Here is a 26,047-nt window from a genome sequence, read left to right as displayed (position 1 = left end):
ACTGCTGTGATGGACATCCGCATCGACCCGGAGTCGGCGACGCCGCCGTACGAGCAGGTCCGCCTGCGCATCGCCGCCCTGGCCGCCGACGGCACCCTGCCCGCCGGCGCCAAGCTGCCGCCGGTCCGCACGCTGGCCGCCGACCTCGACCTGGCCGCCAACACGGTCGCCCGCGCCTACCGGGAGCTGGAGGCGGCGGGCCTGGTGGAGACCCGCGGCCGCGGCGGCACGGTGATCACCGCCCGGGCGTCCGGCACGTCGGTGCAGGCCCAGCTGGCGGCCGAGTCGTACGCCGCCACCACCCGGGCCCTCGGCGTCCCGCCGGAGACGGCCCTGGCGCTGGTCAAGGCGGCCCTGGCCCTCTGAACGTTGGTAGTGAACTGGCTCACGGCGGTGTCACACCGTACGGCCGGCCGGTGTCTCGTGCCCGAACCCGGACACGATGAAGGAGACACCATGGCTGAGAACACCGAGGTCGTCGTGATCGGCGGCGGCTACGCCGGCGTCATGGCGGCCAACCGCCTGACCCAGCGCGCCGGCGTGAGCGTCACGCTGATCAACCCGAGGGCCGAGTTCGTCGAGCGGATCCGCCTGCACCAGCTGGTCGGCGGCTCGCACGACGCGGTCCACCCCTACCGGGAGGTGCTGGCCAAGCGGGTCGACCTGCTGGTCGGCACGGTCACCCGCATCGACGCCGCCACCCGCACCCTGACCCTCGCCGGCGGCGGCACGACCGGCTACGACTACCTCGTCTACGCCGCCGGCAGCCGCAACGCCGTCCCGACGGTCCCCGGCGCCGCCGAGCACGCCCACCCCCTGTCCACGCTCGAACAGGCCAAGCTCCTGCGCCCCGCCGTCGAGGCCGCCACCGCGCTCACCGTCGTCGGGGCCGGGCCGAGCGGCATCGAGACCGCCGCCGAGCTGGCCGAGCAGGGCCGCACGGTCACCCTGGTCTGCGGCGGCGTCCTCGGCCCGTACCTGCACCCCCGCGTCCGCCGCGAGGTCAACGACCGGCTGACCGGCCTGGGCGTCACGGTCGTGGACGGCCCCGGCTCCGTCGTCACGCGGGTCACCGCGGACGCCGTGCACCTGGCCGACGGCCGCGAGATCCCCAGCCCGCTGACCGTCTGGACGGCCGGTTTCGGCGTCCCCGACCTGGCCGCCCGCAGCGGCCTGACCACCGACGAGACCGGCCGGCTGCTCACCACCGAGGCCCTCACCAGCATCGACGACCCGCACATCGTCGCCGCCGGCGACTCGGCCGCCCCCTCCGGCCTGCCCTACCGGATGAGCTGCCAGGCCGCCGGCCCGCTCGGCGCGCAGGCCGCGGAGACGGTCCTGGCCCGCATCGCCGGCACCAGCCCGGCGCCGGCCGCGATCGGCTACTTCGGCCAGTGCCTGAGCCTGGGCCGCCGCAAGGGCGTGTTCCAGTTCGCCCACCGCGACGACACCGCCACGAAGTACCGCGTCCAGGGGACCGTCGGCGCGAAACTGAAGGAGTTCATCTGCCGGGGCACCGTCTGGCAGCTGACCATCGAGGCCCGCCGGCCGGGCGCCGTCAACTGGGCCATGACCAAGGACCCGACCCGGGCCGCCCGGCTGCAGGACCGGGTCCTGTCGAACGAGAGGCCGACCCCGTGACCGACCAGGCGACCGACGCCTTCGTGGCCCACCGGAACCTGCTGTTCACCATCGCCTACGAGATGCTCGGCTCCGCCGCCGACGCCGAGGACGTCCTGCAGGAGACCTGGCTGCGCTGGGTGGAGGTCGACCTGACCACGGTCCGCGACGACCGCGCCTACCTGGTGCGCATCACCACCCGGCAGTCCCTCAACCGGCTGCGCACCATGTCGCGCCGCCGCGAGGCGTACGTCGGCTCCTGGCTGCCCGAACCGCTGCTGACCGCCCCCGACGTGGCGCAGGACGTCGAGCTAGCGGAGAGCGTCTCGATGGCGCTGATGCTCGTCCTCGAGACCCTGGCCCCGACCGAACGAGCGGTCTTCGTCCTGCACGAGGTCTTCGACGTCCCGTACGAGGAGATAGCCACCGCGGTCGACAAGAGCCCCGCCGCGGTACGCCAGATCGCCCACCGGGCCCGCCGGCACGTGGACGCCCGCCGCCCCCGCGAGTCGGTGACCGTCGCACAGACCCGCGCGGTCCTCGACTCGTTCCGGCAGGCCGTCGACACCGGCGACCTGCGGGCCCTGCTGGACGTCCTGGCCCCCGAGGTGGTCCTGATCGCCGACGGCGGCGGCATCAAGCAGGCCGCCCCCCGCCCGATCGTCGGCGTCGAGAAACTCCTGCGCTTCATGCAGGGCGGCCTCACCAAGGCGGGCGCCACCCTCACCACCGCCCTCACCATGGTCAACGGCAACCTCGCCCTGGCCCTCTACCTGGACGCCGAGCTGGACGGCGTCATGGCTCTGCACATCGAGGACGGCCGCATCACCCACCTCTACTACGTCCGCAACCCCGAGAAACTCACCCGGGTCGCCGCCGAGACCCCGCTCACCCTCCACTGACGCGCCGCACCGACGCGGCGAAGAACCGCCAGCCCACCGTGGTGACGTCCGCGTCCCAGCCCAGGGCGCCGAGACGTACCCGCAGCTCGTCGGGGTCGTGGAGGACCTTGACGGCGCGGAACGCCTGCCCGCCGCCGACCTCGCGCCGCACGGCCGGGGCGGGCTGCTCCCCCGCCGCCGGACGCTCCACCGCGGCCACCGCCGGCAGCTCGTCGATCACGAATACCAGGCCGCCCGGCGCGAGGCAGTCGGCGACCAGCGCCCAGAACGCGTCGAAGCGCTGCGGCGGCACATGCGACAACCAGCCGGCGAAGAAGACGAAGTCGTACCGCTCCCGCGGCCGCCACGTGAACACGTCGGCCTCGACCAGCCGCACCCCGGCCGCACCGACCCGGCGGCGGCAGATCGCCAGCGCCTCGGGAGCGGCGTCGACCGCGGTCACCGTCGTGGCGTGCCGGGCCAGCTCGACGGTCCACTGCCCGGTGCCGCAGGCCAGCTCCAGCACCCGGCCGAACGGGGCGAGCGCCGCCAGCGCGGCCACGAGCTCGGCCCGGGCGCCCGGGTCGGCGCGGGCGTCGAGCGGGTAGGTGGCGTCGTACTCCCCGGCCCGCGTGCGGTAGTAGGCGATCTGCTCGGCCAGCAGGCCCTCCAGCTCGTCATCGGCCATCGGCCCAGAATGCCAGGCCGGAGGCGCGCTCCGATAATGTCTCTCGCTGGGTACCGCCACCAAGGAGGAACATGCCTGCCTCCCCCTACGTGACAGCATTGCGCGCGCACATCGGGCACGACCTGCTGCTGTTGCCGGGCGCCAGCGCCGTGGTCCGCGACGATCGGGGCCACATCCTGTTCCTGCGGCGCGGGGACGACGGGCGGTGGTCGCTGCCGGCCGGGATGATCGAGCCCGGTGAGCAGCCGGCCGACGCGGCGCTGCGGGAGATCTTCGAGGAGACCGGGATCCGCGCGCGGGTCGAGCGGATCGGCGGGATCGCCATGCACGACTCGGTCTACCCGAACGGCGACCACTGCCAGTACCTGAGCGTCTGGTTCCGGTGCCGGGCGGTCGGCGGCACGCTGCGCGCGGACGGGGACGAGTCGCTCGAGGTCGGCTGGTTCGCGCCGGACGCGCTGCCGCCGGGCCTCGACGAGCGGATCCTGCTGCGCATCAGGACCACGGCGGCGGCGGACGCACCGGCCTGGTTCCCGCCCGCCCGGGAGAGTTAGACGGTCCAGGGGAAGGGCGCGAGGTCGGGCTCCACCCAGCCGGTGCGGGCGTCCCGGCCGGCCAGCGTGGAGCTGCGGTAGAAGCGGGTCAGCAGCCGCTTGTCGAGCAGGGCCGGGTTGCGGGCCGCGAACGCGTCGAAATCCGGCGCCGGATCGTGCTCGGCGTGGTGGGCGACAAGCTCGACCCAGGCGCGGCTGACCGTGGCGTGGTACTTCTGCGGGACGCCGGCATAGCGGGCGGTGCGGCGCAGGCCGTCGCTGACCAGGTCGATCGCGGCGGGCATGCCGGCCTCGCGAACGGTCTGCCAGGTGACCCGCACGTGGGCGCGATGGTCGAACGGTCCTACTACGCGTGCGGCGAATTGGTCGAACACAGGGCCTCCAGAACGGTGTGGAAGGCGGCGACCGTCTCCTGCGGCAGGGCGGCCAGCGCCTCGTACTCGAAATGGGTCATGGTCTGCCGGATGCGGGCCGCCGTGACCGAACCCTCGGCGGTCAGCGTCAGCACGACGACACGGCGGTTGCCGGGGCGCGGGCCCCGGATGATCAGGCCCCGCCGCTCCAGGCGGTCGAGGACGCTGGTCAGCGTGGTGGGCCGGCTGCCGGTGCCGGCGGCGAGCTCCCCGGCCGTGCGCTCGCGGCCGTCCGAGAGCACGGCGAGGGCGTTGATCTCGGTGGGGGTGAGGTCGAGGTCCTTCAGGCGGGCGGACAGGACGTGCAGGGTGGCGTGGGTGGCGCGCTGCAACTCCAGCAGAATCACGATATCGGACTATACGAGATCGTACGGTTGCTGTCGAGGTCTAATGTTTCCCGCGTGCCCGTGCCGCCCTACGTGACCGAACTGCGCGCCCACCTCGGCCACGACCTGCTCCTGCTGCCCGGCACCAGCGCGATCGTCCACGACCCGCACGGCCGGGTCCTGCTGGTCCGCCGCGGCGACAACGGACGATGGTCCCTGCCGGCCGGAATGATCGACCCCGGCGAACAGCCGACCGAGGCCGTCGTAAGGGAAGTCTTCGAGGAGACCGGCATCCACGTGACCGTCGAGAGCCTCGGCGGCGTCGCCACCCACCCGGTGCTCTACCCGAACGGCGACCACTGCGAATACCTGCACGTCTGGTTCCGGTGCCGCCCGGCCGGCGGGACGGCCCGCGCCGACGGGGACGAATCGCTCGAGGTCGGCTGGTTCGCCGAATCCGAACTCCCGCCGCTGGACGAATGGTCCCGGCTGCGCCTCACCGAGAACGACGGCTGGTTCGCCCCGCCCGGGGCACCACCGCACCCGGGACTCTCCGATCCGAGCGCCCTCTAACCGTTCGCGATCTCCAGCAGCAGATCGGCGTGGCACGGGCCGTCCAGCGGGCACCAGCACGCCAGATCATGCCCCGCCAGGCCGGCCCGGATCTCCTCGACGGTCACCGGCAGCGTCCCGGCCGCGAACGCCTCCCGGTACGCCGCCACCGCCGCCGCCCGGCCCCCGTACTCCTTGATCGAGAACGGGTTGCCCCAGCGCGTCGACCGGTCGACCCGGATCGCGTCCGGATGATCGGCCCGCCACGGCTGCTGCCGCGACATCTGCACACGACGGAACACCACGACGTCAGAGACCAGCCGAGGCGAAGACCCAGTCCGGGCCGTCCTCACCCAGGGTGTCCAGATGCTCGGCCCGGCGCAGCCCGGCCCGCAACGCCACCCGCGCCGACGCGACATTCGCCGGCCGCACCCGGGCCACCACCGGCGGAGCGGCCGGCGCCGACGCCAGCACCGCCGCCACCGCCTCCCCGGCCAGCCCCAACCCCCACGCGGCCGGCTCCAGCCGGTACAACAGATTGAGCACCGGCGCCTCGTGCAACCGGGTCAGCTTCAGGCCACAGAACCCGATCACCCGCTCCGACCCGCGCCGCCGCAGCACCCAGTACCCGAAACCGTGCCGCTCCCAGTGCGCCCGCCACGACCGGCACCGGTCGACCGCCTCCGCCCGCACCGTGATCATGTCGGACGGGTTGTGCTCACACGCCAGCCGGTCCGCGTGAATCCGCAGGACCGCGTCGGCATCCCCCGCCTCGGGACGCCGCAGCTCCAGGCGCGCCGTGAACAAACTACGTCGCCGCGATCGTCGACGTCGCCAGCAACGCGATCAACAGCGAACCCAGCACCACCCGGTACGCGATGAAAATGCTGTACGAGTGCTTCGCGATGAACTTCAGCAACCACGCCACCGCCGCCCACCCCACCACGAAACTCACGATCGTCGCGGTCAGCGTGTTCACCCAGCCCACCCCGGCCGCGATGTTGCCCGCCTCGTCATGCACCTGCAACACCGACGCCCCCAGCAGCGCCGGGATCGACAGGAAGAACGACAACTTCGTCACCGTCACCCGATCGAAGTCCCGCAACAGGCCCGCCGACATCGTCGCCCCCGACCGCGACACCCCCGGGATCAGCGCCAGGCACTGCGTCACCCCGATGATCAGCGTGTCCTTCCACGTCGTGTCGTCCTCGTGCCGCACCTGCGTCGCCGCGTGGTCCGCGAACGCCATCACCCCCGACCACAGGATCAGCGCCCCCGCCACGAACCACAGACTCCGCAGCGTCGTCTCGATCGTGTCCTGGAACGCCAGCCCCACGATCCCGATCGGGATCGACCCCAGGATCACCGCCCACGCGAACCGCCAGTCCGGGTCCTTGCGCGCGTCCCTGCTCACCAGGCCCTTGAACCAGGCCGCCAGGATCCGGATCAGGTCCTTGCGCAGGAAGATCGCCGTGGCCAGCACCGCACCCGACTGGATGATCGCCGTGAACGCCGTGATGTCCGGCGACTGGATGTCGAAGCCCATGAGCTTCTCCATGATGGTGAGGTGGCCCGTGCTCGAGACCGGGAGGAACTCGGTGATCCCCTCCACCGCACCCAGCACGATCGCCTGGACAATGTTCACACCCGACCACCTTTTGACCCGGACCGCTGACCGCGGTTGAGCATAGGGGCCGCTGTCACGCCCCGGCGCGGCGGGCACGCGCCGCCGCGATCGTGTACGCCGGGTCACGATCAAGGTTGTGCCGGTCCCGGTCGTAACGCCGCGTCGTCCGCGGATCCGCATGCCCCATCGCGTCCTGCACGTCCTCCAGCGGCACCCCCTCGTCCCGCGCCGTGGTCGCGAACGCGTGCCGCAGCGAATGCGGCGACAACTGGTCGGCCGACGGGATCCCGGCCTCCCGCGCCAGCCGCCGGATCAGCCGGAACACCCCGTGCCGGTCGATCCGCGCCCCCGTCGAGGTCACCAGCAGCGGCCCGTCGTGAGCGCCGCGCACCGCCAGATAGTCGTCCAGGGCCGCCGCCGCCTCCACCGTCAGCACCCGCCGCCGCGGCTTCCCGCCCTTGCCGACAAACCGGACCGTCCGGTGCCCCCGCTCCCACCCGATATCCGAAATATCCAGACCAACCAGCTCGCCGACCCGCAGCCCGAGATCCGCCAGCAGCGTCACCACCGCCCGATGCCGCGGGCCGGCCGCACGAGCCACCCCGAGCAGGGCGTCGACCTCGCCCGGAGTCAGCCCCACCGTCGCCGAATGATCCCGCGAGACAAAAGGCCGGTCGGCCCCGCCGACGGGATTGAGCTCTATAGCCCGAATCTTTACCAAAAAGTCGTACCAGGACGACAAACCCGACAACTTGCGGGCCACAGTCGCCGGCGCGAGCTGCTGCGACTCCAGGCCCCGGGCATACGCATTGACCTCCAGGAACGACGCCCGCAACGGATCGATCACCCGCCCGGCACACCACGACAGCCAGCCCGCCACATCCCGCCGATACGCCGCCCGCGTGTGCTCCGACAACCGCCGATTCGCCAGCCACGCCTCCGTGACCTGCTCCGCCGCCCCGAACCCGGCCAGCGCCCCGCCGCCCTGCCTCGGCAAAACCTGCATGACCCCCATCGTCTCAGCTCATCCGCACACCACCCGCCACGACATGCCAGCGCCGCGAATACCCGACCGCCTCCGCGAAGAACCGATCATGCGTCACCGTCAGCACCGTCCCCCGATACCGCCGCAACGCCTCCTCCACCACATCCAGCGCATCGAAATCCAGAAAATTCGTCGGCTCGTCCAAAACCAGCACCCGCGCCGGACTGTTCACCAGCACCGCCAGCACCAAACGCCGCAACTCCCCCGCCGACAAACTCCGCGTCCGCACACCCCACTGATCCGGCCCGAACTGATGCCCCGCCAGCAACCGCTCCGCATCGTCCACATACACCGGCACCCGCGCCCGGAAGAACTCCATCACCGTCGCGTCCGACCGCAACCCGTCATCGGTCTGCGGCAACACCGCCACCTCATCACCCCCGGCCGCCGCCAGCGCACGCACCAGCGTCGTCTTCCCCGCCCCGTTACGGCCCGTCACCAAAATCCGGTCACCCCGCCGCACATCCACATCCACCGCATCCAGCAGCACCCGATCCCCGAACGCCACCGTCAGATCCCGGACCTTCAGCACCACCTCCCCGGCCTCCTCCTCATCCGCCGGAAAAGCCAGCGTCAACGGCGGCCGGGACCGCGGCCGCGCGATCCACCGCGTCGACTCCATCTGCCGGCGCAACCGGCGCTCCCGCACCTTCGCCTTCCGCGCCACCAACCGCGCCACCCGCTTCAGATGCGGCGCCGCCGCACCCAGCCCCGTCAACACCTCGACACCGCGGGCCTGCGCCTTCGTCCGCTCAATGTCCGCCTCCCACCGGCGGCGATCCTTCTCCTGCGCCTCGAAATCCAGCAGCAACCGCTCCCACCGCCGCTGCTTCTCCACCCGGTACGCCGAATAACCGCCACCCGGAAAATCCTGCGGCTCGTCATGAATCCCGTCGAGCTCCACGATCCGCGACACCACCGCATCCAGAAACGCCCGATCGTGACTCACCACCAGAACCCCGCCCCCGAAACCACGCAGCCACTCCTGCAGCCACGCCGCCCCCTCGGCATCCAGATGATTCGTCGGCTCGTCCAGCAGCAACAGATCCGGCCCATCCAGCAACGCCCGCGCCAGCAACAACCGCGCCTGCTCACCACCGCTCACCGCACGCAACGCCAGCTCGTCCGGCACACCGGCGACGTCGAGCCGCTGCCGGATCTCCGCCAGCCGCGCCTCCGCCGTCCACCCTTCCAGGGCCGTCCACCGCTCCTGGACCACACCGAACTCGTCGAGCACGTCCTCACCCGCGGCCAGCCGGCGCTCCAGCGCACGCAACCGCACCGTCACCTCAGCGAGCTCACCCAGGCCACCGAGCAGAAACTCCCCGACCGTGCCCTCCGGATCCGGCATCTGCTGCGGCACATACCCGACCCGCGTGCCCGGCCCGGCCGTCACCGAACCGCCGGCCGGCCGCAACTCCCCCGCGAGCAACCGCAGCAGAGTCGTCTTCCCGGCGCCGTTCGGACCCACCACCCCGACCCGGTCCCCATCGCCCAGGACCAGGTCGAAACCGGAAAAGAGCAGATCACCGTCGTGGGTCGCGGTGAGCGAGACAACTTTCAGCAAGGCGATTCCCCCAAGCAACAACCGACGTGTGTACGCCCGGAGCACGCGCGGCCCGGGCAATCGCGTGAGTCGGAGTCGCTGTCACATCGGAGAAGCCGCTCCCTTGCTGGACGTCAGTGGCGTCCCCCACCCTGCCCCGCCCCCACGACGACCCGCAACCGGATTCCCCGCCCGGCCGAGGAAGGCAGGGGGTGTCGTTGATTCCTTTTTGTTCTGGCCTTTGACTTTGTGGTGCGCCGGTGGCGTGGCGCACCACCTGTAGAGCGTCCTAGGATGGATGGGTGGCACGCAGCAGAGCATCCTCGGCCTGGGCCGCCAGCGCCGGCACCAGGTCGGCGGCGGACGGCAGATCGGCGATCAGGTCGATGGCCTCACCGGCCCAGACCGGCTGTGCCGGGATCACGCCCCGGGCCACGTCGTCGTCGTAGTCCGCGCGGGCCCGGGGATCGGCGGCCAGCTCCGCCTCCCGGCCCCGCCAGCGATCCAGATGAGGATGAGCCAGCGTGCGCGCCGTGTACCGGGCCGGCCAGCTCGAGCCGCGGGCGATGTCCAGGACGCGGTTGCGCTCGGTCTGCTCGCCCTTCCCGTCGACGATGGCCTTCGCGTTGCCCGGATCGACCAGCGACTCCACCGTGGCCTGGAAACGACTGCCGATCAGCGCGCCCGCCGCCCCCAGCACCAGCGCGGCCGCCACTCCCCGGCCGTCCGCGATCCCCCCGGCCGCCAGCACCGGCACCGGCGCCGCCAGATCCACCACGACCGGCACGAACGGCAGCGTCGACCGGCCCCGCCGCGCCCCGTGACCACCCGACTCGGTCCCCTGCGCCACGATCACGTCGGCCCCGAGATCGACCGCCCGCCGGGCCTCCTCCAGGTCGGTAACCTGCAGGATCAGCGGTACGCCCGCTCGCCGCACCGGCGCGGCCAGAGCACCCGGATCGCCGAACGAGAGCATCACCGCCCGCGGCCCGCGCTCGAGCACGTACTCCACGATCTCGACGCTCGCCGCCCAGGTCTGAAAGCCCACGCCCCACGGCCGGTCCGTGCCCGCCGTCAGGATCTCCAGCTCCCGGTCGAGCCACCCGCGGTCCCCGCCGCCCGCGCCCAGCAGGCCGAGCCCGCCGCCGTTGGACACCGCCGCCGCCAGGGCACCGCCCGCCGTCCCGCCCATCGGCGCCAGCGCGATCGGATGCCGCACCCCGAACATCTCCGTGAACCCCGTGCGCAACGTCATGCCCCGCATCATCACCGTGGCCCCGGGGCGTCCGCAGCCCCGCCGACGTCGGCGCTGGTGCCCGGAGCTCGCGCGGCGCGGCGCACACCCCGTACAGCGTCCTAGGATGTTGGGGTGGTTACTGCGTTCTCGCTCACGTGCGGGGGCGGGCCGGGCGGGAACGTCCCACGTGTTGGCGCACAATAAGCGGCGTGCCGCGACCGCCGTCCGACTCTCCGCCCATCCGGCACACCGCCGATCCCGCCCAGACCCGGGAGGATCTGGCCACACTCCGGCCTGACCTGGTCGAATGCTACGACCAGGAACTGCCCGGAGCGCGCGCCGCGGTGCTGGGGCGACTGCTCGGCGCACTCGACCGCGAGCCGCTGCCGGGGCTGAGCGGCCGCCGCCACGGCGAGGTGTCCTTCCCCGGAGTGACAGTGCGGTACTCCCGCCGGGCCGCCGCGGCATTCGCCCCGAACGAGGCGGGGCTGTCCGTGACGGTCCGGGCCGAGCAGGCGCCGCCCGACGAGTTCGACCTCGACTGGGGCGGGCACGAGACCGGGATCCCCTGGCAGGACAGCGACGCCTGGGTGCAGGAACTGTCGCCGGGCGCCTTCATCACCGACCCGGGCACGCTCGTGCGGGTCCTCTGGCCCGGCAGCGACCTCGCCGCCGAGGTCGACAACAGCGTCGCCAACCTGGCCCTGGCCCGCGCGGCCAACACCGGGACGCCCGCCAAGCCCGGCGACCTGGCCGACGCCGAACAGTCGCTCGTCGACGGCCACCCGCTGCACCCCTGCTGCCGCACCCGCGGCGGGATGAGCGTCGCCGACGTCCTCGCCTACGGACCCGAGCACCACCCGACGATCCGCCTGCGCCGGTTCAAGGTGCCGCCCGAACGCTGGCACGGCACCGCCGAGCCGGTCCTGCTCGCGCACCCGTGGCAGGCCGAGCGGATCCGGGACCGCTACCCGTGGCTGACCGACGACGGCGAGACCGGCCCGGCGCGGCCGCTGATGTCACTGCGCACGGTCGCGATGGCCGGCGGCCCGCACGTCAAGACCGCCGTCGACGTGCAGATGACCTCCGCCGTGCGCACCGTCTCCCCCGCCGCCGTCGACAACGGGCCCGTCCTGTCCCGGCTGCTCACGGCGGTGACCAGCGACCTCCCCATCGACATCCTCGAGGAGACGGCCGCCGGCGCGGTGCTGGTCGACGGCCAGCCGCAACGGCACCTGGCGTTCCTGACCCGGCAGGCCCCGGCGCCGGCCGAGGGCGAGACCGTCGTCCCGCTCGCGCTGCTCGGCGCATCCTCCTGGTGGTGGGCCACGGTTCCCGACCCGTACGAGTGGATGGGTCTGCTCGGCACCGTGTTGTTCGCGCCGCTGGCGCGCGTGCTCGATCGCGGCATCGCGCTGGAGGCGCACGGCCAGAACACCCTGCTCGTGCAGCGCGGCCACCGGCCGGTCCGGATCGTGTACCGGGATCTCGGCGGGGTGCGGGTCAGCGCGCGGCGCCTGCGCGACCGGGGCTTCGAGGCGCCCCCGCTGCGCGGCGACCTGCCCACCGACGACCCGGGCGTGCTGCGCGCCAAGCTGGCCGCGGCCGCGCTCGGCACCGTCGCCGCCGAGATCATCGCGGCCATGACCCGGCACGGCGCCGACCCGCACCGGCTGTGGGGCATCGTCGCCCGGGCGCTGCGCGAGACCCGCACCCCGGACGTGCCGCACCTGCTGCGCGACCCGCTGCCGGTCAAGGCGACCACGGCGATGCGGCTGGCCGCGGACCCGCTCGACGACATCTGGGCCTACCTGGACAACCCCCTGGCGGCACACGCATGACGCGCAGTCTCTCCCCGGAACGACTCGCCCACACCGAGGCCGCCCTCGCGGTCCACGCGCCCGAACTGCTCGACGGGTTCCTCGCGGCGCTGCCCGAGGCCGCCGACACGGTCGGCCGGCGATTGCGCGGCGCGCTGGTACGCGAGGGCATCCGCGACATGGGCCCCGGCCCGGCGCACGCCTTCAACCGGGTCGAGTACCCGTCCTCCGGCGTCGGCGACCCGGTGGAACTGCTCGACGGCATCGACGCGCCCGGGTTCGCGGCCGAGCTGCGCAACGCGGTGATCAACCTGGCGATCGCGCTGGCCCGCCCGCAGGCCGAGATCGGCGCCGGGCCCGACTGGCAGGCGATCGGGCTGGAACGGCTGGCCGTGGCGGGCCACAACCTGCATCCCTGCGGCCGCACCCGGCTGGGCTGGGACACCGGCGACGTCCTCTCCTACGACCTGGAGACGCCGACCACCCGGGTCGGCTTCGTCCGAGTAAAACCGGATCTATATCTCGGCGATCCGCCGTTCCAGGACAAGATCCCCGTGCACCCGTGGCAGCGCGACATGGTGCTGCCCGAGCGCTACGGCGACCTGCTCCGCGACGGCTCACTGACGATCCTCGACGAGGAGCTCGAGGCGGTGCCGACCGCCGCCCTGCGCACGCTCTGGGTGCCGTCGCTCGGCGAATACCTGAAGGTCTCCCTGGACATCCAGGTCACCTCGACCCGCCGCAGCATCAGCATCGCCAGCACCCGCAACGGACCGGCCGTCTCGAAGCTGCTGCACGAGCTCGTCGACGACGACCGGGTCCTGCTGATGGCCGAGACCGCGGGCGGAGCCGTCCCGATCGGCTCCGGGCGCGACCTGTCGGCGATCCGCCGCGACGGCCTGGCCGGCCGCCTGCACGAGGGCGAGCGGGTGATTCCCGGCGGGGCGCTGCCGTTCCTGCTGGGCGAGCTGGACACGGGTGACCCGGGGGCCTGGCTACGGGCGTACGCCGAACTGCTTCTGCCGCCTTTGATGAGCCTCACCGCCCGGGGCGTGGCGCTCGAGGCCCACCTGCAGAACTGCCTGCCCACCTTCGTCGACGGAAAGCCGCACCGGGTGGCGCTGCGTGACTTCGCCGGCCTGCGCCTGCACCGGCCCCGGCTGCGCGAAGCCGGCCACGACATCACCCTGTGGCCCGGCTCGGTCGTCGGCACCGACGACCTCGGCGTTTTCCGCGCCAAGATCGGCTACACGCTGTTCCAGGCGCACCTCGGCGAGATCATCCTGCACCTGGACCTCGACGAGGACGAGGCCTGGCGGATCGTCCGCGAGGTGCTCGACGAGTGCTGCTCCGGCGACGACCACGCCGCGTTCACCGCGCCGATGGTGCCGCACAAGGCCCTGGTCCGCATGCGGCTGGCCGGCGGGGGCGACCTCTACATCCCCGTCAGGAACCCGCTGCATGCACGCTGACCTGCTGCGCTCCCTTCCGGCGCCGGCGTGTGCCTACGTCTACGACACCGCCGCGCTGCGCGCGAGAGCCGCGATGGTCCGGCAGGCGTTGCCCACTTCCGCCATTTTCGTGTACGCCGTGAAGGCGAACGGGCATCCGCGGGTGGTCTCGGCCCTGGCCGCGGCGTGCGACGGGCTCGAGGTCGCGTCGGGCGGGGAGCTGGCCCTGGCCACCGCGGCCGGAGCGTCCCGCATCGTCTTCGGCGGCCCGGGCAAGACGGACGCCGAGCTGGCGGCGGCCGTCGCCGCGGGCGCCCTGATCAACGTGGAGAGCGTGCACGAGCTGCGCCGGCTGGCCGCGCTCACGGAGACCCCGCCCGCGGTGTGCCTGCGGGTCAACCGGCCCGGCGGCGGCCTGCAGGGCAGCCACACGATGACCGGGGTGCCGACGCCGTTCGGGATCGAGGAGGCACAGCTCGGCGAGGCCATGCGCGTGCCCGGGGTCGAGGTTGTCGGCTTCCACCTGCACGCCGTCTCGAACAACCTGGACGGGGTGGCCCACGCCGCTTTTGTCCGCTCCTCGCTCGACTGGTCCGTGCGTACCGCCGGCGAGCTCGGCGTCTCGCTTCGCGTGGTCAACGTCGGGGGCGGCTTCGGGATCGACTACCTCAGCTCGGCCTCGATGGACTTGTCCCCGTTGAGCCCGATCGTCGTGCCGGCGGGGATCGAGCTGATCTTCGAGCCGGGGCGCTTCCTGGCGGCCGACGCGGGGTCCTACGCCGCCACCGTGCTCGACCTCAAGACGACCCACGGACGGACGTTCGCGGTGCTGCGTGGCGGCACCCACCACTTCCGGCTCCCGGCCGCGTGGGGGTACAGCCACCCGTTCACGATCGTCCCCGTCTCCGCCTGGCCGCACCCCTACCCGCGCCCCTCGGTGCGCGACCGCGAGGTCGACGCCGTCGGCGAGCTCTGCACGCCGCGAGACGTGCTGACCCGGGGCCAGCACGTCTCGCACCTGCGGGCCGGCGACATCCTGGTGTTCGGGCGCGCCGGCGCCTACGGCTGGGACATCTCCCACCACGAGTTCCTCCGGCACGACCCACCCGAGTTCCTCGTGGTGTGAGCCGCTACAGGTTCAGGTCGACCACGTCGGCTGCGGCCGGCGCCTTCAGGTCCGTGAACGTCTTGCCGAACTCGGTGAAGTTGATGTCGCCGTCGCTGTCGTGCTCCTGGATCGGGTACGGCTCGCCGACCGTCGCCACGTACAGCGTGCCGCCCTCGGAGTCCTTCAGGCCGATCGTCTTGTACTCGCCGATCTGCTTGGCGGTTCCCTTGGACGCCGTGCCCTGGGGCTTGAGCATCTCGTCGATGTTCACGATGTCGAAGAAGCTGTTGAGGTCCTTGTTCTTCGCGCTGACCACGACCCACCGCTTGCCCATCAGGTTCGCGATGTTCTTGGCGTCCGCCGCGCTCGCACCGCCCATGGTCGTCCAGAACGCCTGGTTCGGCCGGATGTAGTGCTTGCCGCCGGCCGCGAGCAGCTCGATGACGGCCTTGCCCACGGCGATCTTGCCGAGCACGTCGGTGCCGTTGATCTCGAGGTCGAGCTGCATCTTCTGGCCGTCCGCGTCGGTCGAGCCCTTGACCCGGAACGACTTGGCCGACGTGAGGGCGGCCTTCGACTTGGCCAGGATCTGGTCGGCGGTCAGCGCCGCCACCCCGTTGTCGGCCGGAGCCGCCGAGGTCGGCGCGGCGGCCTGGGTGGCGGCGGGCGCCACGTCGTCCTTGCTATTGCAGCCCGCGAGCAGGCCACCGACCGCGAGGAATGCAACAGCACTCGCGGCAATCGACTTCATGTTCACGTCAGATCCATCCCCGGTTGAACTTCTGGCGGGGACACGGAATCGACTCCTGACTATCCCCGTTGCCCACTGGGCCACGGGACTCTATCTGCCGGCCGCCGCGAGGCGGCAGCGGGTCAGGCCCGGAACGTGGCGCGCCAGCGCACCACCAGCGGATCGTCCACGGCCTCGAGCTGCTCGACGCGCTCGGCCCGCAGCCCGTCCGCGGCGAAGGCCTCGACCTCGTCGCGGGTCAGCGGCCACGGCGGACCGTCGTCGGAGGGCTTGTCGGCGGCCGCGGCCAGCACCAGCAGCGTGCCGCCGGCGGCCACGAAGCCGGCCACGCTCGCGGTCGCCCGCTCCCGCAGGTCACGCGGCAGCGCCTGCACGTTGTTGCTCTCCACCACCAGGTCGTACGCGTGCCGCCACTCCGCCGGCGGCGCCAGCAGATCGGCGGTCCGATAGTCCACCGAGGACGACGGGTGCCGTTCCCGGGCCGTACGGATGGCGGTCTCGGAAATGTCGAAGGCGGTGGTCGCGTATCCGAGCCCGGCCAGATACTCGGCGTCGCGGCCCAGGCCGCACCCGACCACCAGCGCCCGCCGGCCCTCGCCCGCCGGCAGGCCCGCGCTGAGCAGGTTGGCGGTCGGCTCCGGCCGGTCCCACGGCACCTGCGCGAGCCCGTTGCCCGCCTCGGCGTAGAGCTTCTCGAACCACCCGGTCGCGTCCCCCCGGGCCAGCGAGGCCGCCGCCAGCCGCCGCGTGTCGGCGCGCCCGGGCTCCTGGATCTCCAGCCCGTGCCGGGCCGCGTGGGCCTGGCCCCAGACGTCCATCGCCTGCAGGACCGGTCCGAGCGTCGCACCCTGCTCGGTCAGCTGGAACTCCACCTCGTGCCCGGCCGCCTCGTGCCGCTGGACGAGGCCCTCCACCTCGAGCTCCCGCAACAGCTGAACCAGCGTCAACTCCCCCACCTCGGGCATCCGCCGGCGCAGCTCCGCGTCGCGGCGCAGCCCGTGATGCAGGTGCGCGAGCACGACCGCCCGCCACTTCCCCCCGATCAGGTCGGTGGTCACCTCGACACCGCTGTGATAGTGCTTCTCCACGCCGAACCCCCGCAAAGTCGTCCTAGGCCCGACCGTACGGCACTAGCCCCGGCACCCGGACCGGCCCTGGCGGACCGGTCCGGGCCTGAGGGGCGGTCCTACTGGCGGGCCGTGGCGAAGAACGACGCCGAGCCGATCGCGGCGTGGCCGATCACGAACCCGGCGACCGCGCCGTGAGTGGTCGCCGGCAGCCCCAGGCTCGGGACGTTGATCGCGACGACGGTGAAGGTATAGCGGTGGGTGACGTCGCCCTCCGGCGGGCACGGCCCGGTGTACCCGGCGGTCTCGCCGTCGTTGGTGCCGTTCACCGCCGGCGCCGGGAGCAGCGCGCCGGTCGGCAGCGACGTCGTGGTGGCGGGGATGTCCCAGGCGACCCAGTGCCAGAAGCCGCTGCCGGTCGGAGCATCCTGGTCGAACAGCTGGATCGCGAAGCTCTGCGTGCCGGCCGGGGCGCCCGACCATCGCAGCGCCGGTGAGACGCCGGCGTCCTCGCAGCCCCAGAACCGGGCCGGGATCGGTTTGCCGGCCCGTAGGTCGGTGCTGGTCAGCGTGAAATGTTTGATGCCGGTGGGCAGACCGGCACGGACCTTGTGATAGCCGAAATGAAGGACTGTGGCGGCGGACGCGCCGACCGCGGTCCCGAGTACCAGGGCCACGACGGTCGCCACCACGGTGAAGCGACGGGTGATGCGATGCATGATCGACCTCCTCCGATGCGCTGATCGATCCGATTCTGCACGGCGGGCGGCCGTCGTCATACCTCCGCGGGCACCGGCGCCTCCCGCAACGGGAGGACCAGCGCGGGAATCAGGGCCAGCAGACCGAAACCCAGGACCCACCAGAAGGCGTACGCGAACGCGGGCGCACCGGCCGCGCGACTGGCCAGGATCGCGGTCAGCACCGCCGCGCCGGCCGACGCCCCGACCGTCTGGATCATCGTGATGGCGCTGGTGGCATTGGGGATCTCGGCCGGGGACAGGCCGTGGTAGGCGGCGGCCGAGACGGGCACGGCCACGGCCGCGATGCCGATCCCCCACACCAGCAGCGCCGCCGCCAGCAGCGGGCCGGGCGTGCCGGCGCCGACCTGGGTGTACGCGAGGGCGGCCAGGCCGGTCGCGGCGATACCGGCCAGCACGACCGGGCGGGCGCCGACCCGGTCGGTGAGCCGGCCGACGATCGGCAGGGCGAGCAGGGTGCCCAGGCTCTGCGGCGCCATCAGCAGGCCGGCGGTCAGCGCGTCATACCCTCTGACCTGCTGGTAGTAGAGCGGGATCAGCAGCGATGCCCCGAAGATCGAGAACCGGGACACGAAGTTCAGCGCCGCGGCGGCGGAAGGCGCTCGGTGACGGAACACCCTGATGTCGATGAGCGGTGCTCCGGGCGTACGCCAGGAATGGGTGAGAAACGCGGCCAGAAGGACCAGCCCGGCGGCGACCGGCAGGGCGGCGGTGCGCGACAGGCCGAAGACCAGCAGCGCGATCGCCGGGGACAGCAGGGCGAGCCCGGCCAGGTCGATCCGGCGGCCGGGGTGGCGCTCCCCGGCGGGCAGGCCGCGGGCGGACAACAGGATGGCGAGCAGGCCGATCGGGACGTTGACGAAGAAGATCCAGCGCCAGCCGGCCGTGTCGACGATCAGGCCGCCCAGCAGCGGGCCGGCGATGGGGGCGAGCTGGGCGGGGACGGCGGCAATGGCCATCACCCGGCCGCGGCGCCCGGGGCCGGCCGCCCGGGCGAGCATCATGATGCCGAGCGGGACGATCATGCCACCGCCGATGCCCTGCACGATGCGGAAGGCGATCAGGCTCGGCGCCGACCAGGCCGTGCCGCACAGGGCGGAGCCGGCCACGAAGACGCCGAGCGCGGTCAGCCACATGGTGCGGGCGCCGAAGCGCTCGGCGAGCCGCCCGGTCACCGGTATGACCATCGCGATCGTCAAAAGGTATGCCGCGGTGACCCATTGGACGGTGGTGATCGGGGCGCCGAACGCCCGGGTCATGCCGGCGAGGGCCACGGTCACCATCGTCATGTCGAGCATCGCGGTGATCGTGCCGGCGACCACGATGGCGCTGAGCTTGAGAACGGCGCGGTCGAGAGCGGCCATGCTGGCTACACTACACCGTGCAGTGTAGTTTGATTTCATGAGAAGCGGATCCCCGGCCAAGCGCGACGCGATCGTCCGCGCGGCACTCGACGTCTTCCTGCGGGAGGGCTACGCGCGGGCCGGCGTCGACGCGATCGCCGCCGCCGCCGGCGTCTCCAAGCGCACCATCTACGACTACTACGGCGGCAAGGAGCAGCTGTTCGTCTCCACGCTGCGGTCGACGATGGCCGGGCACGCCGACTCGTTCCGGGAAATGCTCGATCGCACCCTCGGCGACGTCACCGACCTGCACGCCGCCCTCGTGCGGTTCGGCGTCGAGTTCGCGACCGGGATCGCCCGGTCCGACGAGCGGGCGGCCGTGATGCGGCTGATGATCGCCGAGGTGGCGCACTTCCCGGCCCTGCGCGAGCCGCCGTCCGACGCCGACCGCGAGGAGACCGTGCAGAGCGTCCTGGCGTCGCGGCTGGCCTCGCTCGGCGACCAGGGGCTGCTCGTGGTGCCCGATCCGATGGAGGCCGCCGAGTTCCTCGGGCTGCTGCTCACCGGGCGGGTCAACTACCGGTCGTGGTACGGGGCCGTGCCGCTCGGCGACGATGAGATCGCGCGGCTGGTCGAGGGCGGCGTGCGGGTCTTCCTGCGGGCGTTCGGCGCTTGAGTTCGGTGGGCCCCGAACCGTCCGGGGGACATGATCGGGGCATGGACAACGCCGAGTCGCTCGCCGGGTGGGCGTCGATGCTCGCCGACCGCACGCGGGCCGCGTTCTGCCTCGCGCTGATGGACGGCCGCGCCTGGACCGTCGGGGAGCTGGCCCGGCACGCCGGGGTGGCCATGTCGACCGCCAGCGAGCATGCCGACCGGCTCGTCGCCGGCGGCCTGCTGATCCAGCGCAAGCAGGGGCGGCACCGCTACCTGCAGCTGGCCGGGCCCGAGGTGGCCGCGCTGATCGAGTCGGTCTCGGCCGCGGGCGCGCCCGTGCCGCCGGCTCCGGTCGTGTCGATGGCGGCCGCCCACCGGCGGCGGAACCTGACCTTCGCCCGCACCTGCTACGACCATCTCGCCGGGATCCTCGGGGTCTCCATCGCCGACGCCATGACCACCAACGGCCTGGTCAGCCGGGCCCACGGGCTCGCGCTGACGCCGCGCGGCACCGCCTGGCTGACCTCGCTCGGGATCGCCCTCGACAAGCCGGGGAAACGGCCGGTGCTGCGCGAGTGCGTGGACTGGACCGAGCGGCGGTCGCACCTGGCCGGGCAGACCGGGGCGGCGATCTGCCGGCACGCGTTCGACGCCGGCTGGATCGTGCGGATCGGCACCGGCCGGGCGGTCAAGCTCACCCCGTCCGGCGCCCGCGCCCTCGAGGATCAGCTGGGCGTGGTCATCGACCCTGCGGGGAAGGGCTCACCCGGCGCAGCTCCCGCAGCGCCTGCCGCCGCACGTCACCGGTGAGCGTGTCGATGTAGAGCCGGCCGGCCAGGTGGTCGGTCTCGTGCTGCAGGGCCCGGGCGAGGAAGCCGGTGCCCTCGATGACGAGCGGCTCGCCGTACTGGTCGAAGCCGCGGGCGGTCACCGACAGGGCCCGGGTCGTCGGGTAGTCCAGGCCGGGCAGGGACAGGCACGCCTCGTCGTCGGTCTGCTCGCCGTCGTAGTCCGACAGGACCGGGTTGACCAGGTGGCCGACCTGGCCGGCCACGTTGTAGGAGAAGACGCGCAGGCTGACCCCGATCTGCGGCGCGGCGACCCCGGCGCGGCCCGGCACCCGTACGGTGTCCTCCAGGTCGGTGACGAGCCGGCGCAGCTCCGCGTCGAAGGCGGTGACCGGGTCGGCCTCGGTGCGCAGCACCGGGTCCCCGAAGATCCGAATGGGCCGTACTGTCATGGCCCCAAACGGTACCGGTCGTTACGCGAACAATGCCAATTGGTCGCTTGAGAGCAGCTCCCGGAGCTTGGTGAGCGAGCGGCGGGTCTGGCTCTTCACCACGCTGGCCGGAAGCTCCAGGACGTCGGCGACCTGCTCGACGCTGTAGTCCTCGAAGTACCGCAGGATCACGATCGCCCGGTCGCGGGCCGGCAGCCGCTCCAGCGCGTCGAGCATGGTCAGGCGCAGCTCGGGGTTCTCCCGGTAGGCGGGCTCGTGCAGGACACCCGGCGTCGACTCCGTCGACGACCGGCGACGGCGATGGTCCAGGTAGGCGCGGAGCAGGATCTTCTGGGCGTACGCGAGAAGGTTGTCGGCCTGCACGGCCCGGCGCCAGCTGAGGAAGAGCTTGGTGAGCGCGGTCTGGGTGAGGTCCTGGGCGAGGTGCCAGTCGTGGCAGAGCATGAACGCGGTGGTGCGCAGGCGCTCGGCGTGCGCGTTCGCGAACTCCGCGAACTCGTCGTCCTCGGTCGTCATGCGCGCCTCAGCCGAACACCGGCGGGGCGGGGAACTCCCGGGCGCCCTGGCTGACGAGGGCCGCGTCCATGGTGACGCCCCAGCGCGGGTCGGCGGCGACGCGGACGGCCTCGTCGACGGTCAGCACGAGCGGGGTCGTCTCCACGCGGTCATCGCTCCTGGTCGGGCTGTCGCCGGCCCGGTCCAGGCAGGTGGCGACATCGACCTGCACGAGCGTGCCGTCGGGCCAGGCGGCGTCGACGGCCAGGCTCTGCAGGCAGTTGTCCGGCATGTGCCTGATTGTCACGCTGGCCGTGGCGCCGCGGGGCGGCTCGGCGCCATTCGGCGCCTCCTTGCCGACGGCGACCTTGACCAGGCCGGGGCCCGCGCCCTCGTCCAGGTACAGCCGCACCTGGAGATCGTCGCCGGGCGCGACGCCGAAGTGGCTGGTCCGTCCCGGTGGGAGGAGTTCCGTCAGAAGATGAAGCATCGCCGCTGAAGTCGCTTTCCTCTGCGATCCGCCGGCATCCGCCATGCCGCTGCGGATCGTCAAAGTACGCGCTTCGCCTGTGATCTTGGGGACCGGTGGCACGGGTGGCACGGTTTGGGGAGATCCGTCACCGGCCGCGCCGAGGAGGTCTTGCCGACCGCCCGCGACGCCACCGTCACCCACAAGCACGAACGCGGTCACCGCGGCGGCCAGGGCCAGCAGACTCGCGGTGATTGTGCTGATACGCCGCCTTCGGCGGATTCGCCGCCCATCGCGGATCGCGGCATCGACCAGATCGCCGAGCGGCGGCGGCCGCTCCTCGCTCAGATCGGCCCGGAGCAGCGCCCGCAGATCTTCCGTCACAGAACCTCTCCCACACCCTCTTACCGACAAGACGGGCCGGAGGTGGCGTCCGGTGACAGCTCTCCCCGGAAGAGTGACGGCCAAAATTGTCGTACCCCTCTGGCAGGGTCGACGACGTGCCGAAGACGCAGTACTACACCGCCACCACCATTGACGGCTTCATCGCCGACTCGTCGAACTCGCTGGACTGGCTGTTCGAGGTCGGCGGCGAGCACGACGAGATCAACCCGTTCGCGTCGTTCTTCGCCGGCGTGGGTGCCTTCGCGATGGGCGCCACGACGTACCAGTGGGTGCTCGACCACGAGTCGCTGCTCGACCATCCGGAGCGGTGGAAGGCCTCCTACGGCGACGTCCCCGCCTGGGTCTTCACCCACCGCGACCTGCCCGCCATCCCCGGCGCCCGCCTGCGGTTCGTCCAGGGCGACGTGCGCCCGGTCCACGCCGCGATGACGGCCGCCGCCGGCGGCAAAAATCTCTGGGTCGTCGGCGGCGGCGCTCTGGCCGGCGATTTCGCCGACGCCGGCCTGCTCGACGAGCTCATCCTCGGCGTCGCCCCGGTGACCCTGGGCGCGGGCGCCCCGGTGCTCCCCCGCCGTCTCACCTCGTCCCGCCTGTCCCTGTCCTCCGTCGAGCGCCGAGGGGAGTTCGCCTACCTGACGTACGGCGTGGGCGCGCCCTAGCCCTAGCATCGGGGCATGACGACGCGGCTGGTTCAGATCAACATGAAGGCCCACGACGACGCCGCGCTGGGCGGGTTCTGGGCCTCGGTGCTCGGCTGGGCGGTCTCCAGCGAGGGGCCGGGCGTGACCAACCTCGAGCCCGAGGGGTTCGCCTACCCCGATCCGGCCGCCGTCGTCATCGACCTCACCGCCTCCCCCGAGCCGAAGACGGTCAAGAACCGCGTCCACCTCGACCTCGCCGCCACCTCGGCGGCCCATCAGGCCGAGTTGGTCGCGCGGCTGCGTGGCCTGGGCGCGACGCTCGCCGACATCGGTCAGGGCGACGTCCCGTGGACGGTCATGGCCGACCCGGAGGGCAACGAGTTCTGCGTGCTCGACTCGCTGTACGACGAGACCGGCCCGATCGCTTCGGTGGTCGTCGACTGCGCCGACCCGCACGCCATGGCCCGCTTCTGGGGTTCGGCCATGGACTGGACGGTGCAGAAGGTGACCGACGACAGCGCGGTCCTGCGCTCGGCCAAGGGCGTCGGGCCCTATCTCCAGTTCCTGCGCACCCCCGACGCGAAGACGGTCTGGAACCGCGTGCATCTCGACGTCCGCCCCTACCCCGGCGACGACCCGGCGGCCGAGACCTCGCGCCTCCAGGCTCTCGGCGCCTCCGTCATCGACCTGGGCGCCGACGTCCCCTGGACGGTCATGGCCGACCCCGAGGGCAACGAGTTCTGCCTGCTCACCCCGGCCTGACCCGCTAAACGCCCGAACCCCCCGGCGGGGCGAGGGCCGCGCGGATCGGGGCGGCCTTGGCGGCGGCCTCGTCGACCTCGGCGGCCGGGTCGCTGTCCCAGGTGATGCCGCCGCCGGCCCAGGCGTGGACGTGAGTGCCGTCCACGGCGACCGTGCGGATGCTCAGGCCGAGGTCGATGTGGTCCGGGGCTACCCAGCCGACGCCGCCCATGCTGACGCCGCGGGCTACCGGCTCGAGCTTGGCGATCTCGTCCAGGGCAGCCAGCTTGGGCGCGCCGGTCACCGAGCCGCCGGGGCAGATGGCGCGCAGCAGGTCGGCCAGGTCGAGTTCACCCACGATGGGGGCCGCGACCACCGAATCGGCCTGCCACAGGTCGACCCACCGGCGGACGGCGAACAACTCGTCGACCGTGACCGGGCCGAGCGCGGGCAGGCGAGCGAGGTCGTTGCGCTCGAGGTCGACGATCATCACGTGCTCGGCCCGCTCCTTCGCGGAGGCGAGCAGCTCCCGGCGCCCCTGCTCGGTGGCGGGGCGGGTGCCCTTGATCGGGCGGGTGATGACCCGGCCGTCCCGGACCTCGACCAGCGTCTCAGGGGACGCGGTCGCCAGCGCCCAGCCGTCGCCCTCCAGAACGCCGCCGTAACGGGCGCCGGGCAGGGCGGCCACCCGGCGCAGGGCCGGCATCGGATCGCCGCGGTAACGGGCCCGGGCATGGCCCACGACGTTGACCTGGTAGACGTCGCCGCGCGCGATCGCCTCCCGGACCGCCTCGACCGCCCCCGCGTGCTCCTCCCGGCTCCAGCTGGCCACCCACGAGCCGAGGCGCCACTCCCCGGCCGCGTCCTCGCCGGACGCCCACCCGCCGCCGCCCTCCTCCCCGGCCGCGGCCTCCTCGAATCGCTGCCCGCCGGGCGCCCATGGGCCGCCGGGCTTCTCGCCGGGGCCGGATTTGCCGGTTTGTCGTGTGCTGGACTTCCGGGTGCTGGGCGGGGATTGCCCCTGTGCCTCATCATCGGGCCAAGGACGGTCGATGCCCGGAGGGCGGGGCGGGTCGGTGTGCGCGTAGACAACTGCGTAGATGTCGGGAATTGCCGGGACCGGGTTGACGGTGGGAACGGGGCCGCCAGCCATTACGGAACCGGCGGCGGCGGATACGTAGAGTGCTGCGCCGCACAGGGTGCCAGCGCCGGTCGGGTGAACTTGGGTGGCCGTTCGGCCAATGTTTCGCACCGGCAGTCCGTTGCCGGCGAGGAAGTTGGCGAGAAGCTCGGCAGGGTCACCACCGTCACAGCAGAACCATTCGAGTGCTGCTAACGCACGGTGACGGCCCTGGCAGGACGCCGGAGCACCCGGCAGCGGCCCCGAAGGAGGTGTCGGGAAGTGGTCGGCGAGCACGCTTCCGTGGACCATATGAACCGAGGATTCTTTCAAGGGGACGCCGTCACCCGCACAATCCGCCATCGTTCGGATTGAGGTAACGTCCGTCACCGTCGTTGTGAATCGTCACACACAGCCCCCCGACCGGAGACTCCAGATGTGCCAGCACCAAACCCCCTGTCCCAGCGCGGAAGCTATCGACCGCGAAGCGGCCCGCATCCTCGCCGCCTTTCCCGAGCAGGGTTGGAGCCTGCTCTGCAACGGCGTCATCGTCTTCGAGGACACCGGTGAGATCCTCCCCGACGGAACGATGATCGAGCCGCACCGAGGCCCCGCCCGGCACGCCCTCGCGGCCTGACCGGACGGCCCTCGCCGAGACGGCATCGCCGCCGCCCGGCCAGAGCCACCGCCGCTACTGAGAGTAGCGGCGTGACACCAGAGCTCAGCGCCGAGCCCCCGCCCTGACGCTCCCGCCCCCGCGAACAACGACGACCACGCGGCGGACGCCGATCCCGTGCGCCCTCATTCCGGTGCCCGCCGCCCGGCACGATCCCGCCGTCGCCGCTCCCGAACTGCCGCGCATCCCGCACGGCCGGCCTCGAGCGGAACCCTCAAGCTGAGGTCGAGGTTGAGCAGCCACCCTCGAGTGCTCCTTGAGAGTGGCTGCTGAGCTGCGAAAACCTCAGTCCTCGAACGCTTCCGGCGACGGGCACGAGCAGACCAGGTTGCGGTCGCCGTAGGCGCCGTCGATGCGGCGGACCGGCGGCCAGTACTTGGCCGTGCGATCCACCCCGGCCGGGTAGGCGGCCACCGAGCGCGAGTACGGGTGCTCCCAGACATCCGCCGTGACCGCCGAGGCGGTGTGCGGGGCGTTGGAGAGCGGGCTGTCCCCGGCCGGCCAGACGCCGGCCGCGACCTGGTCGATCTCGGCCTTGATGGCGATCATCGCGTCGACGAAGCGGTCGAGCTCGGCGAGGTCCTCGCTCTCGGTGGGCTCGACCATCAGCGTGCCGGCCACGGGGAACGACATCGTCGGGGCGTGGAACCCGTAGTCGATCAGCCGCTTGGCCACGTCGTCGACCGAGACGCCGGTTGCCTTCGTGATCGGGCGCAGGTCGAGGATGCACTCGTGAGCGACCAGCCCGTTGTTGCCCGCGTAGAGCACCGGGAAGTGCTCGCGCAGCCGGGCGGCCACGTAGTTCGCCGTGAGCAC

At 72.4% G+C, this 26,047-nt stretch carries 29 protein-coding genes and 3 pseudogenes; 13 read left to right on the top strand and 19 right to left on the bottom strand.

The features are described 5' to 3' along the window. Positions 1–9 precede the first annotated feature (9 nt). From A3CQ_RS0142150 to A3CQ_RS0142140, 3 genes are all read left to right on the top strand, one after another. Positions 10–366, top strand: a complete 357-nt coding sequence (locus A3CQ_RS0142150) for a GntR family transcriptional regulator (protein ID WP_020516997.1) — start codon at positions 10–12, stop codon at positions 364–366. 90 nt (positions 367–456) lie between these two features. After that, positions 457–1,641, top strand: coding sequence for an NAD(P)/FAD-dependent oxidoreductase (locus A3CQ_RS0142145; RefSeq protein ID WP_020516996.1), 1,185 nt, complete (start codon positions 457–459; stop codon positions 1,639–1,641). Further along, entirely contained in the window at positions 1,638–2,522 is an 885-nt protein-coding gene (locus tag A3CQ_RS0142140) for an RNA polymerase sigma-70 factor (protein WP_020516995.1), read from the top strand. Before A3CQ_RS0142145 ends, A3CQ_RS0142140 begins: the two co-directional genes overlap by 4 nt. Here the strand turns inward: A3CQ_RS0142140 and A3CQ_RS55980 are convergent. Beyond that, on the bottom strand, positions 2,509–3,189 hold the full coding sequence (locus tag A3CQ_RS55980) for a methyltransferase domain-containing protein (protein WP_020516994.1): 681 nt from the start codon (positions 3,187–3,189) through the stop codon (positions 2,509–2,511). The genes A3CQ_RS0142140 and A3CQ_RS55980 overlap by 14 nt on opposite strands. Positions 3,190–3,260: 71 nt before the next feature. Between A3CQ_RS55980 and A3CQ_RS0142130 the strand changes: the two genes are divergently transcribed. Next, positions 3,261–3,743: an NUDIX hydrolase gene (locus tag A3CQ_RS0142130; protein WP_026206818.1), complete on the top strand. Its 483-nt coding sequence runs from the start codon at positions 3,261–3,263 to the stop codon at positions 3,741–3,743. Here the strand turns inward: A3CQ_RS0142130 and A3CQ_RS0142125 are convergent. Beyond that, complete coding sequence (locus A3CQ_RS0142125) at positions 3,740–4,117, bottom strand: hypothetical protein (RefSeq protein ID WP_063713667.1); 378 nt, start codon at positions 4,115–4,117, stop codon at positions 3,740–3,742. The genes A3CQ_RS0142130 and A3CQ_RS0142125 overlap by 4 nt on opposite strands. Beyond that, positions 4,090–4,503 carry a MarR family winged helix-turn-helix transcriptional regulator gene (locus tag A3CQ_RS0142120; protein ID WP_020516991.1) on the bottom strand — a complete coding sequence of 138 codons (414 nt, stop codon included), beginning with the start codon at positions 4,501–4,503 and terminating at the stop codon, positions 4,090–4,092. Before A3CQ_RS0142120 ends, A3CQ_RS0142125 begins: the two co-directional genes overlap by 28 nt. Before the next feature lie 54 nt (positions 4,504–4,557). On the opposite strand from A3CQ_RS0142120, the gene A3CQ_RS0142115 reads away from it, so the two are divergent. Then, the gene (locus tag A3CQ_RS0142115; protein WP_020516990.1) at positions 4,558–5,055 is read left to right on the top strand and encodes an NUDIX hydrolase; all 498 of its coding nucleotides are present in this window, start codon (positions 4,558–4,560) and stop codon (positions 5,053–5,055) included. Here the strand turns inward: A3CQ_RS0142115 and A3CQ_RS0142110 are convergent. The 7 genes and pseudogenes from A3CQ_RS0142110 to A3CQ_RS0142085 form a co-directional block, all read right to left on the bottom strand. Then, the gene (locus tag A3CQ_RS0142110; RefSeq protein ID WP_245577590.1) at positions 5,052–5,339 is read right to left on the bottom strand and encodes a DUF4326 domain-containing protein; all 288 of its coding nucleotides are present in this window, start codon (positions 5,337–5,339) and stop codon (positions 5,052–5,054) included. The genes A3CQ_RS0142115 and A3CQ_RS0142110 overlap by 4 nt on opposite strands. A 4-nt stretch (positions 5,340–5,343) precedes the next feature. Then, a complete protein-coding gene (locus tag A3CQ_RS0142105) occupies positions 5,344–5,841 on the bottom strand; it encodes a GNAT family N-acetyltransferase (protein ID WP_020516988.1) in 498 nt (165 codons plus the stop codon). A gap of 1 nt (position 5,842) precedes the next feature. Next, positions 5,843–6,679 (bottom strand): undecaprenyl-diphosphate phosphatase, encoded by an 837-nt coding sequence (locus A3CQ_RS0142100; RefSeq protein ID WP_020516987.1) that lies wholly within the window; start codon positions 6,677–6,679, stop codon positions 5,843–5,845. 55 nt (positions 6,680–6,734) lie between these two features. Beyond that, positions 6,735–7,676 carry a tyrosine-type recombinase/integrase gene (locus tag A3CQ_RS0142095; RefSeq protein WP_020516986.1) on the bottom strand — a complete coding sequence of 314 codons (942 nt, stop codon included), beginning with the start codon at positions 7,674–7,676 and terminating at the stop codon, positions 6,735–6,737. Between the two features lie 4 nt (positions 7,677–7,680). Next, positions 7,681–8,328 (bottom strand): ATP-binding cassette domain-containing protein, encoded by a 648-nt coding sequence (locus tag A3CQ_RS64395; protein ID WP_444510685.1) that lies wholly within the window; start codon positions 8,326–8,328, stop codon positions 7,681–7,683. Between the two features lie 408 nt (positions 8,329–8,736). Next, positions 8,737–9,318 (bottom strand): annotated as a pseudogene (locus A3CQ_RS64390) (ATP-binding cassette domain-containing protein); the annotation flags it as partial. A gap of 223 nt (positions 9,319–9,541) precedes the next feature. After that, positions 9,542–10,507, bottom strand: coding sequence for an NAD(P)H-dependent flavin oxidoreductase (locus A3CQ_RS0142085; RefSeq protein WP_020516984.1), 966 nt, complete (start codon positions 10,505–10,507; stop codon positions 9,542–9,544). Positions 10,508–10,698: 191 nt separating this feature from the next. Between A3CQ_RS0142085 and A3CQ_RS0142080 the strand changes: the two genes are divergently transcribed. The 3 genes from A3CQ_RS0142080 to A3CQ_RS0142070 are packed head-to-tail and all read left to right on the top strand — an operon-like array spanning position 10,699 to position 14,886. After that, positions 10,699–12,330: an IucA/IucC family protein gene (locus tag A3CQ_RS0142080; RefSeq protein ID WP_020516983.1), complete on the top strand. Its 1,632-nt coding sequence runs from the start codon at positions 10,699–10,701 to the stop codon at positions 12,328–12,330. After that, on the top strand, positions 12,327–13,781 hold the full coding sequence (locus tag A3CQ_RS0142075) for an IucA/IucC family protein (protein ID WP_020516982.1): 1,455 nt from the start codon (positions 12,327–12,329) through the stop codon (positions 13,779–13,781). Before A3CQ_RS0142080 ends, A3CQ_RS0142075 begins: the two co-directional genes overlap by 4 nt. Continuing rightward, positions 13,771–14,886: an alanine racemase gene (locus A3CQ_RS0142070; protein WP_020516981.1), complete on the top strand. Its 1,116-nt coding sequence runs from the start codon at positions 13,771–13,773 to the stop codon at positions 14,884–14,886. Before A3CQ_RS0142075 ends, A3CQ_RS0142070 begins: the two co-directional genes overlap by 11 nt. Before the next feature lie 4 nt (positions 14,887–14,890). Here the strand turns inward: A3CQ_RS0142070 and A3CQ_RS0142065 are convergent, their stop codons facing one another. The 4 genes from A3CQ_RS0142065 to A3CQ_RS0142050 all read right to left on the bottom strand — a co-directional run bounded on the left by A3CQ_RS0142065 (position 14,891) and on the right by A3CQ_RS0142050 (position 18,808). Next, positions 14,891–15,619 carry a hypothetical protein gene (locus A3CQ_RS0142065; RefSeq protein ID WP_169516359.1) on the bottom strand — a complete coding sequence of 243 codons (729 nt, stop codon included), beginning with the start codon at positions 15,617–15,619 and terminating at the stop codon, positions 14,891–14,893. A gap of 122 nt (positions 15,620–15,741) precedes the next feature. Then, complete coding sequence (locus A3CQ_RS0142060) at positions 15,742–16,707, bottom strand: winged helix-turn-helix transcriptional regulator (RefSeq protein WP_020516979.1); 966 nt, start codon at positions 16,705–16,707, stop codon at positions 15,742–15,744. A gap of 98 nt (positions 16,708–16,805) precedes the next feature. Beyond that, on the bottom strand, positions 16,806–17,405 hold the full coding sequence (locus A3CQ_RS0142055) for a YbhB/YbcL family Raf kinase inhibitor-like protein (RefSeq protein ID WP_020516978.1): 600 nt from the start codon (positions 17,403–17,405) through the stop codon (positions 16,806–16,808). Between the two features lie 56 nt (positions 17,406–17,461). After that, entirely contained in the window at positions 17,462–18,808 is a 1,347-nt protein-coding gene (locus A3CQ_RS0142050; RefSeq protein ID WP_020516977.1) for an MDR family MFS transporter, read from the bottom strand. Between the two features lie 37 nt (positions 18,809–18,845). On the opposite strand from A3CQ_RS0142050, the gene A3CQ_RS0142045 reads away from it, so the two are divergent. Continuing rightward, positions 18,846–19,463, top strand: a complete 618-nt coding sequence (locus tag A3CQ_RS0142045) for a TetR/AcrR family transcriptional regulator C-terminal domain-containing protein (RefSeq protein WP_020516976.1) — start codon at positions 18,846–18,848, stop codon at positions 19,461–19,463. Positions 19,464–19,504: 41 nt separating this feature from the next. Then, the gene (locus A3CQ_RS0142040) at positions 19,505–20,254 is read left to right on the top strand and encodes an ArsR/SmtB family transcription factor (protein WP_020516975.1); all 750 of its coding nucleotides are present in this window, start codon (positions 19,505–19,507) and stop codon (positions 20,252–20,254) included. On the opposite strand, the gene A3CQ_RS0142035 is transcribed toward A3CQ_RS0142040, so the two are convergent. From A3CQ_RS0142035 to A3CQ_RS61450, 3 genes are read right to left on the bottom strand one after another with little or no spacing between them, the layout of a single operon-like run. After that, positions 20,184–20,684, bottom strand: coding sequence for a peptide deformylase (locus tag A3CQ_RS0142035; RefSeq protein ID WP_026206812.1), 501 nt, complete (start codon positions 20,682–20,684; stop codon positions 20,184–20,186). The genes A3CQ_RS0142040 and A3CQ_RS0142035 overlap by 71 nt on opposite strands. 21 nt (positions 20,685–20,705) lie before the next feature. Further along, positions 20,706–21,200 (bottom strand): SigE family RNA polymerase sigma factor, encoded by a 495-nt coding sequence (locus A3CQ_RS0142030; protein WP_020516973.1) that lies wholly within the window; start codon positions 21,198–21,200, stop codon positions 20,706–20,708. A 7-nt stretch (positions 21,201–21,207) separates the two neighbouring features. Beyond that, entirely contained in the window at positions 21,208–21,669 is a 462-nt protein-coding gene (locus A3CQ_RS61450) for a hypothetical protein (RefSeq protein WP_157296982.1), read from the bottom strand. A gap of 479 nt (positions 21,670–22,148) precedes the next feature. Between A3CQ_RS61450 and A3CQ_RS0142020 the strand changes: the two genes are divergently transcribed. Both A3CQ_RS0142020 and A3CQ_RS0142015 read left to right on the top strand, forming a co-directional pair. Further along, positions 22,149–22,712 (top strand): dihydrofolate reductase family protein, encoded by a 564-nt coding sequence (locus A3CQ_RS0142020; RefSeq protein ID WP_020516971.1) that lies wholly within the window; start codon positions 22,149–22,151, stop codon positions 22,710–22,712. 15 nt (positions 22,713–22,727) lie between these two features. After that, the gene (locus A3CQ_RS0142015) at positions 22,728–23,456 is read left to right on the top strand and encodes a VOC family protein (protein WP_020516970.1); all 729 of its coding nucleotides are present in this window, start codon (positions 22,728–22,730) and stop codon (positions 23,454–23,456) included. Positions 23,457–23,460: 4 nt separating this feature from the next. On the opposite strand, the pseudogene A3CQ_RS59830 reads toward A3CQ_RS0142015, so the two are convergent. Then, positions 23,461–24,413 (bottom strand): annotated as a pseudogene (locus tag A3CQ_RS59830) (chorismate-binding protein); the annotation flags it as partial. Between the two features lie 578 nt (positions 24,414–24,991). Here A3CQ_RS59830 and A3CQ_RS0142005 point away from each other — a divergent pair. After that, on the top strand, positions 24,992–25,192 hold the full coding sequence (locus tag A3CQ_RS0142005; protein ID WP_020516968.1) for a DUF5999 family protein: 201 nt from the start codon (positions 24,992–24,994) through the stop codon (positions 25,190–25,192). A gap of 324 nt (positions 25,193–25,516) precedes the next feature. Here the strand turns inward: A3CQ_RS0142005 and A3CQ_RS55970 are convergent. Next, positions 25,517–26,047, bottom strand: a pseudogene (locus A3CQ_RS55970) (glycine dehydrogenase (aminomethyl-transferring)); the annotation flags it as partial.

The organism is Paractinoplanes globisporus DSM 43857, from assembly GCF_000379645.1.
Lineage (GTDB): Bacteria > Actinomycetota > Actinomycetes > Mycobacteriales > Micromonosporaceae > Actinoplanes > Actinoplanes globisporus.
Note: the sequence above shows the minus strand (reverse complement) of the source record. Positions and strands in the feature narration are given on the sequence as shown.

Excerpts from the sequence above, each read along its gene's own strand:
- A3CQ_RS0142150 (WP_020516997.1), top strand. The coding sequence starts at position 10 with ATGGACATCCGCATCGACCCGGAGTCGGCGACGCCGCCGTACGAGCAG.
- A3CQ_RS0142145 (WP_020516996.1), top strand. The coding sequence starts at position 457 with ATGGCTGAGAACACCGAGGTCGTCGTGATCGGCGGCGGCTACGCCGGC.
- A3CQ_RS55980 (WP_020516994.1), bottom strand. The coding sequence starts at position 3,189 with ATGGCCGATGACGAGCTGGAGGGCCTGCTGGCCGAGCAGATCGCCTAC.
- A3CQ_RS0142130 (WP_026206818.1), top strand. The coding sequence starts at position 3,261 with ATGCCTGCCTCCCCCTACGTGACAGCATTGCGCGCGCACATCGGGCAC.
- A3CQ_RS0142095 (WP_020516986.1), bottom strand. The coding sequence starts at position 7,676 with ATGGGGGTCATGCAGGTTTTGCCGAGGCAGGGCGGCGGGGCGCTGGCC.
- A3CQ_RS64395 (WP_444510685.1), bottom strand. The coding sequence starts at position 8,328 with ATGGAGTCGACGCGGTGGATCGCGCGGCCGCGGTCCCGGCCGCCGTTG.
- A3CQ_RS0142085 (WP_020516984.1), bottom strand. The coding sequence starts at position 10,507 with ATGACGTTGCGCACGGGGTTCACGGAGATGTTCGGGGTGCGGCATCCG.
- A3CQ_RS0142075 (WP_020516982.1), top strand. The coding sequence starts at position 12,327 with ATGACGCGCAGTCTCTCCCCGGAACGACTCGCCCACACCGAGGCCGCC.
- A3CQ_RS0142070 (WP_020516981.1), top strand. The coding sequence starts at position 13,771 with ATGCACGCTGACCTGCTGCGCTCCCTTCCGGCGCCGGCGTGTGCCTAC.
- A3CQ_RS0142065 (WP_169516359.1), bottom strand. The coding sequence starts at position 15,619 with ATGAAGTCGATTGCCGCGAGTGCTGTTGCATTCCTCGCGGTCGGTGGC.
- A3CQ_RS0142055 (WP_020516978.1), bottom strand. The coding sequence starts at position 17,405 with ATGCATCGCATCACCCGTCGCTTCACCGTGGTGGCGACCGTCGTGGCC.
- A3CQ_RS0142050 (WP_020516977.1), bottom strand. The coding sequence starts at position 18,808 with ATGGCCGCTCTCGACCGCGCCGTTCTCAAGCTCAGCGCCATCGTGGTC.
- A3CQ_RS0142045 (WP_020516976.1), top strand. The coding sequence starts at position 18,846 with ATGAGAAGCGGATCCCCGGCCAAGCGCGACGCGATCGTCCGCGCGGCA.
- A3CQ_RS0142040 (WP_020516975.1), top strand. The coding sequence starts at position 19,505 with ATGGACAACGCCGAGTCGCTCGCCGGGTGGGCGTCGATGCTCGCCGAC.
- A3CQ_RS0142035 (WP_026206812.1), bottom strand. The coding sequence starts at position 20,684 with ATGACAGTACGGCCCATTCGGATCTTCGGGGACCCGGTGCTGCGCACC.
- A3CQ_RS0142030 (WP_020516973.1), bottom strand. The coding sequence starts at position 21,200 with ATGACGACCGAGGACGACGAGTTCGCGGAGTTCGCGAACGCGCACGCC.
- A3CQ_RS61450 (WP_157296982.1), bottom strand. The coding sequence starts at position 21,669 with ATGCTTCATCTTCTGACGGAACTCCTCCCACCGGGACGGACCAGCCAC.
- A3CQ_RS0142015 (WP_020516970.1), top strand. The coding sequence starts at position 22,728 with ATGACGACGCGGCTGGTTCAGATCAACATGAAGGCCCACGACGACGCC.
- A3CQ_RS0142005 (WP_020516968.1), top strand. The coding sequence starts at position 24,992 with ATGTGCCAGCACCAAACCCCCTGTCCCAGCGCGGAAGCTATCGACCGC.